This window comes from Microcystis sp. M165S2, from assembly GCF_020245885.1.
In the GTDB taxonomy this organism is placed as follows: Bacteria; Cyanobacteriota; Cyanobacteriia; order Cyanobacteriales; family Microcystaceae; genus Microcystis.
In genome coordinates, this window is the sequence record NZ_JADBTZ010000447.1 from 1 (window position 1) to 5,716 (window position 5,716).

Sequence of the window (5,716 nt, forward strand, 5' to 3'; positions counted from 1 at the left end):
ATCGGTGATTTGAGCGTGAATCCTGGCTACTTTGATTCTCGCTTTTTCCCGATTTTTTGACCCTTTCTGTTTTCTAGAAAGGCTTTTTTGTGCCTTTCGCAGTCTCCGATAATGCTTTTTAAAATGCTTAGGATTAGATACCTTGTCTCCATCGCTGGTAATCACGAGGCTACTAATTCCTAAGTCAATTCCGATGGCTTTATCTATTACTGGTAATGGCTTAATTGTTGGGTCATCAAATCTAATTGAGATATGCCAGCGTCCTGAGGGATGTAATCTGACTGTTACTGTGCTTGGTTCACAGCTTTCTGGTATTTGTCTTGACCATCGAATAGGTAAAGGTTCTGTGCATTTAGCTAAATAAATTTGTTTGTCTTTGAACTTAAAAGCAGATTTGGTAAATTCGGCACTTCCTCCTTGATGTTTTTTCCTAAAGTTGGGATACTTAGTACGACCAGCAAAGAAATTGGTAAAAGCTGTTTGTAGGTGTCTTAACCCTTGTTGTAAAGGTACACAACTAACTTCGTTTAAAAAGTCTAATTCTTCTTGTTTTTTCCAATCAGTTAGCATTGAAGAAGTTTCAGTGTATCCTACTCTTTCTTGTCTTTCATACCATGCTTGTGTTCTGAGATGGAGAGCTTTATTGTAAACTAATCTTACACAGCCCAAGGTGCGCCGCAATAGCGACTCTTGTTCGGGTGTGGGGTAAAATCGGAACGAGTAGGCTTTTTCCATGTCTCACATTTTAGCATATATTTGGTAAATGCGCTAGTATTTAAAGGTAAAGCCGTCGTAGAACGACGGGGTTTCAGACCCAAAATTTTCGATGAAGACGGGTTTTGACCCTGATGCCTGGGCGGCTTACAGCAACAAATTTGCGGGAATGCCATTTTTCCAGCAGGTCAACCTCACAGAGCGTTCTGTACGGATCACGGAGTTAAGCGTCAAGCCCTTGGTCGATATCATGGGAGAGATGCTCAAAGCATACTTAACACCTACTGGTTTGGCGGATATATTGAACTCGGTTAAACGCCAATTCAAAAATGAAGTGCATCAATGTCTGATGATAATTCATAGAATACCTCAAAAGGGGTTCGATAGTCAAGACATTTTCGAGGACAATTGTTAATCAAGTTTACGGCTCTTTCTACCTGCTCTGGCTTAACAATTTTCAAATTCGTTTCCTTGGAGAAAAATTGTCTTAATAGTCCATTAGTATGCTCGTTTAATCCCCTCTCCCAAGAATGGTAAGGAGTAGCACTCATAAAAATCTGCTCCCAATTTCCGACTCAACTCTTGATGTCCACAAAATTCTTTGACCTTGTCACAAGTAAAGGTTTTTCTTTTGTCAGAGGGAATCTCTTGGAAAAGTTTTTCGGTGACAAGGGTTGATTTCCGATGCGGTTTTGTTCTTGGCCAATCCTGCTAATAGAAATTTCCCGGCCTTGTCCACAGGAGTAACGAGAACTCCTTGATGATTTCCGCGTGTCACTTTCCCAATGACCGATTTCGGTTTTCTGGTCAGCGATTGCTGGTCGTTCGCAGATATCTACACGACTTGGAATCCCTCCAAGCTTGCTTTTGGCTCCATTTCGACTCTTTCTTTTTCCTCGTCTGGCCGCGTAGGTATTCTTGATACTTTCCACAGTCTCGATAGTTTTGATAGATCATTTGATAGATGGTTTCGTGACTGAGAGATTCTTGACTGGCTCTTTTCAGACGACCTGCTATTTGTTCGGGACTATGATAATCTTTTAATCCTTTTTTCACCAACTCTAAGGTAGCCTTGCTGACATTTTTAAAGGGTTGTTTGGCATTTTTTCGGCGCGTCTCGCTCTTAGCTTGTGCTGTGTCAGGTAGATAAGTAGTCGTGCCAAATAAATTTCCTAGTGAAGATAGGCACTCATGCAAGAGGCAAAAGGCAAAAGCTTTATCGAAATGTGTAATTAATTTTGCTTAGGTAGATAGCACCCCAGGGAACTTTGATTCCTTCTTAATTCCCGTGATATTGTGCTTTGATGACATCCGAGCCAGACGGTCATTTGCCGTTGAGATAAATTTCCCTCTTGACTAAGTTGGTAGAGCAAGTTTCTTGGTTCTATGTTAAGATGTGGGCGGCTCATTTTTGGGTCTGATTTGTTGTTGTTAATGATCAGACAGTACTTGATGAGCCTTTTTCTGTCAACTCTTGAGGTTGATGCGTTTCATTTTTGAATTGGCGTTTTCAGCAAACCCTAACTATAGGCTCAAGCTCACTTTTTCACTAGCTTGAGCAACTCTCGAAAACGTTGGCGTAAACTCTCGATATTAGCGGATTTCCCGCCATAACGCCAATCAACGTAGGCGCGAGCAATCTCCTCGATAATATTCGCCACTGGCGGCGGTTGGACGCTGCGGGCGGCAACAGCGTATTCTAAAGGGGTTTGAGCGGGATGTTTACCATAACCGGCTTCTGTTAAGATTCCTAACATTTGCTGGTATAAACGCTCGATTGGTGGTAGTTTTGCTAACTTGCGACCCCGACGCCAACGATGGAACTGTAGCCATCCTAACCAACCAGCGTAGGCGAAGACGACCCCCACTAAACCGCCGAGAATTCCCCCTAAAAGACTGCCAGAAATAAAGCGCCATAACCATCCCAATAACTTACCGATAGTAACGATAACATTTTCCCAAATCAGACCGAGAAAACCCGTTACTGGAGAGGGCAACCATCCAGCTACCCATTGCCAAAATTGCTTGAGGACACTAAAAGGTTCCGCTTCCTCAAAGGATGGGGGAATTAATTCCCGGCCCGGTATAGGATCGAAAGTGTACCAACCGTAACCAGGGAAAAACACCTCTGTGATGGCGTAAGCGTCCGTATTTTGGACAACATAAAAGCCAGTGAAAGGATTAAACTGGCCAGGGGCAAAACCGGTGGCTAATCGGGCAGGAATACCGATCGAGCGTAACATAATCGTTAACACGGTGGAAAAATGATCGGCGTAACCCCCCTGAAAACGAAACAAAAAGGCCGAGACTAAATCCTCATTTTCGGCTAAAAAGGGCAAATCGGCTTTTAATTCGTAGTTTTGCTTTAATGCTTGGGCCAGATATAAGGCCTTCTCGTAGGGAGAGGTTAAAGGTGTGGGAGATTTTGCCAGCAATTCCTCGGTTTTTCGGCGGACTTTCGGGGCAATTTCGGCAGGAATTTGTAAATAATACTTGAGAATAGCCTTCGGGTAAGTTTCTGGGGCCGATCGCAGTTGGCTGCGATTGCGTTCCGGCACTTGTGAGATTACAGTATAAGTTAGCCCTTCCGCTAATCCCCCCGGCGACCTTAAGCTATTTTCTCGGTCTAAAGATACCTGTCGGGTAGGAAAAAAGAGATACTGGGGCGAAGCAAGAGCGGGGATAATATTCGGTAAACTGGAGACAATGCTGTAAGTTTGGACTACCTGATGGGTTTTGGCTTGGGTTGCAGGTAACGGCACAAAAAAGCGATAGGACCAACTACTGCGATTTAAATCCTCTACTTCTTGATCTCGCGAGATTTGCCACCCTTGACCAGTATAGCGATCAAAGGCCATGGCGCGCCAGAATCCGGGGGCTTGAGAACGTACCCGCATGACTGTCTGGGGAGTCATACTTCCCCGCAAATTTTGGTTAATTTGGCTGTTAAAACCGTAATAAAAGGTTGAATCTAGCTGTCCTGACCCAACAGTGGGGCTATTACCGCCATTTACGCCACCATTCCCCGTTTCACCCTCGCGCACATAGCCGGGGTTAACGATTTGTCTGTCTCCCTGTTCAAAATCCTGATTTTCCATACCTTCGGGACTATTGACGGGAAAAGATTGAATTTGATAACCCGGAAAACGCGGCATCAGGGCAAAAATTGTCAATCCCAAGAGGAGAATTGTCAGAAAGAAAATCCCGAAACGTTGGGGAGAAAGGGGAGAATTTTGCGGGGAAAATAATTTTTTTGTGGCTAGACGCGGGGGTTTCTTTGAGAAGAAAGGGAGACTCTGATTGAGATTATCTAAACCTAAACGAGAACGATAGTCTAAAACTAGGGTAGGTAGGGATAAAAGCAGAAAGAGGATTAACCAAGGCGCAAAAGCGAGGGTTTGGGAGATTGTCCCTGCGACTCCCAAGAGAATTAAACCGATTACTATAGAATACCCTAAATCTTTGCGTCGGGGCAGGTCAAAACTATGGAGAATTTGCAGTTGAATTAATAATTGTGTTAAGGCAATGCGACTATCCTGCATCGCAACGATATTACCCAAGAATAGCGCCAACACCACTAACATTCCGATCGCTATACAAAATTTTGCCCCGATATTGCGCTTTTTCCTGCGTCGCCAACTCCAGATTCCGCCGATAATACTGAGAGGAACGGCCCAAATACCGGTATAACTATCAGTAGCCACATCGGTGGCGATAATACCGACGATTACTAAAGCTTGCACCAGAATTCTTAAAATAATCGATTCCTCGGTTTCTGGCAAGGGAGAAGATTCTATCTTTTGCCAGAGGGTTTTTAAGGAAGGTCTTGGACGAGCGGCACTGCTAACCATAGGGTAAATTGGGAGAAAGATCAAAAAGTTAATTTTATATTTCCCAGTTCTAATCTCGATCGCTCCCTGGGGTAAAGTGGATTTTAGATGTCAGAAGAAGGGAGATAGGGAGACGATAACTGATAACTGATGACTGATAACTGATGACTGATTACTGATGACTGATTACTGACCTATGATAGCCGTTACCAAGCCTGAAATTTTACCGTTACTTCATCCCCTGATTGGACAATTAGCCACGGCAATTCTGTCCGACTGGGAAAATCATCTTGATTTGTCGCCCTTTGAGTTGCCGGAAGGTTTAGGCTATGTGGAGGGACGTTTAGAAGGGGAAAAATTAATTATCGAGAATCGCTGCTATCAAACTCCCCAGTTCCGCAAAATGCACCTAGAACTGGCTAAACTGGGCAATGGTTTGGATATCCTTCACTGTGTCATGTTCCCCCGTCCAGAATATCCGCTGCCGATGTTCGGATGTGATATAGTCTCCGGCAAAGCGGGAATCAGTGCCGCTATTGTGGATCTTTCTCCCACCAGTGGCGATAAAACTCTCCCTAGTGCCTATAATCAAGCTTTAGCGGCTTTACCTGGGGCTGATTTCGCCCAAGCTCGTGATTTGCCGCCTTGGGGTCATATTTTCTCCGAATATTGTCTGTTTATTCGTCCCGAAACCGCAGCCGAGGAACGACAATTTTTACAAAGAGTAACAGATTTCTTGACAATTCACTGCAAATGTGCTAGGGAAAGTCAGCCTCTTTCTGGGGAAGAAACGCGTATTTATTTACAGGGACAACGGGATTATTGTAGTCAACAGCAAAAAAACGATAAAACTCGGCGTGTACTAGAAAAAGCCTTCGGTTGGGAATGGGCAGAGCGTTATATGACGGGGGTTCTCTTTGATCTGCCCGATTAAACTGAACTACTCCTTGTCAACATCAAAAATTGTCGTGTTTAGCGAGCAGTCAGGAGAATTAAGAGTGAACGATAATCAATTAAAGAGTCTATTTAGAGTCTGCTGAATAAATCTAAAAACCTTGTTGGGTAAGACTTTTAGACTTTTTGTCAATCAAAAAGTACCAGGCATGGGAGTGATCAGGGGGAAAATTCAGGTACTTTTTCCCTGAAAATTAGGTAGTTGACCACCTGAAAAT

General features: G+C 43.8%; 4 protein-coding genes and 2 pseudogenes. 2 read left to right on the forward strand and 4 right to left on the reverse strand.

All coding sequences use genetic code 11. From position 1 onward, the window contains the following. A partial coding sequence (locus IM479_RS21860; RefSeq protein WP_287699578.1) for an RNA-guided endonuclease InsQ/TnpB family protein occupies positions 1 to 735 on the reverse strand: 735 nt, incomplete at its 3' end. Positions 736 to 826: 91 nt separating this feature from the next. Here IM479_RS21860 and IM479_RS21865 point away from each other — a divergent pair. Then, on the forward strand, positions 827 to 1,129 hold the full coding sequence (locus IM479_RS21865) for a hypothetical protein (RefSeq protein ID WP_287686709.1): 303 nt from the start codon (positions 827 to 829) through the stop codon (positions 1,127 to 1,129). On the opposite strand, the pseudogene IM479_RS21870 reads toward IM479_RS21865, so the two are convergent. From IM479_RS21870 to IM479_RS21880, 3 genes and pseudogenes are all read right to left on the reverse strand, one after another. Continuing rightward, positions 1,038 to 1,854: pseudogene (locus IM479_RS21870) on the reverse strand (IS30 family transposase); the annotation flags it as partial. The gene IM479_RS21865 and the pseudogene IM479_RS21870 sit on opposite strands and share 92 nt — an antisense overlap. Positions 1,855 to 1,958: 104 nt before the next feature. Next, a pseudogene (locus tag IM479_RS21875) lies at positions 1,959 to 2,123 on the reverse strand (helix-turn-helix domain-containing protein); the annotation flags it as partial. A gap of 129 nt (positions 2,124 to 2,252) precedes the next feature. Next, positions 2,253 to 4,565 carry a transglutaminase TgpA family protein gene (locus tag IM479_RS21880; protein WP_287686706.1) on the reverse strand — a complete coding sequence of 771 codons (2,313 nt, stop codon included), beginning with the start codon at positions 4,563 to 4,565 and terminating at the stop codon, positions 2,253 to 2,255. Positions 4,566 to 4,740: 175 nt separating this feature from the next. Here IM479_RS21880 and IM479_RS21885 point away from each other — a divergent pair, with 175 nt between their 5' ends. Then, positions 4,741 to 5,478 (forward strand): phycocyanobilin:ferredoxin oxidoreductase, encoded by a 738-nt coding sequence (locus IM479_RS21885; RefSeq protein ID WP_287686707.1) that lies wholly within the window; start codon positions 4,741 to 4,743, stop codon positions 5,476 to 5,478. Positions 5,479 to 5,716 lie beyond the last annotated feature (238 nt).

Bases quoted from the DNA above. Each gene is read 5' to 3' on its own strand.
- IM479_RS21865 (WP_287686709.1), top strand. From the start codon at position 827: ATGAAGACGGGTTTTGACCCTGATGCCTGGGCGGCTTACAGCAACAAA.
- IM479_RS21885 (WP_287686707.1), top strand. From the start codon at position 4,741: ATGATAGCCGTTACCAAGCCTGAAATTTTACCGTTACTTCATCCCCTG.
- IM479_RS21880 (WP_287686706.1), bottom strand. From the start codon at position 4,565: ATGGTTAGCAGTGCCGCTCGTCCAAGACCTTCCTTAAAAACCCTCTGG.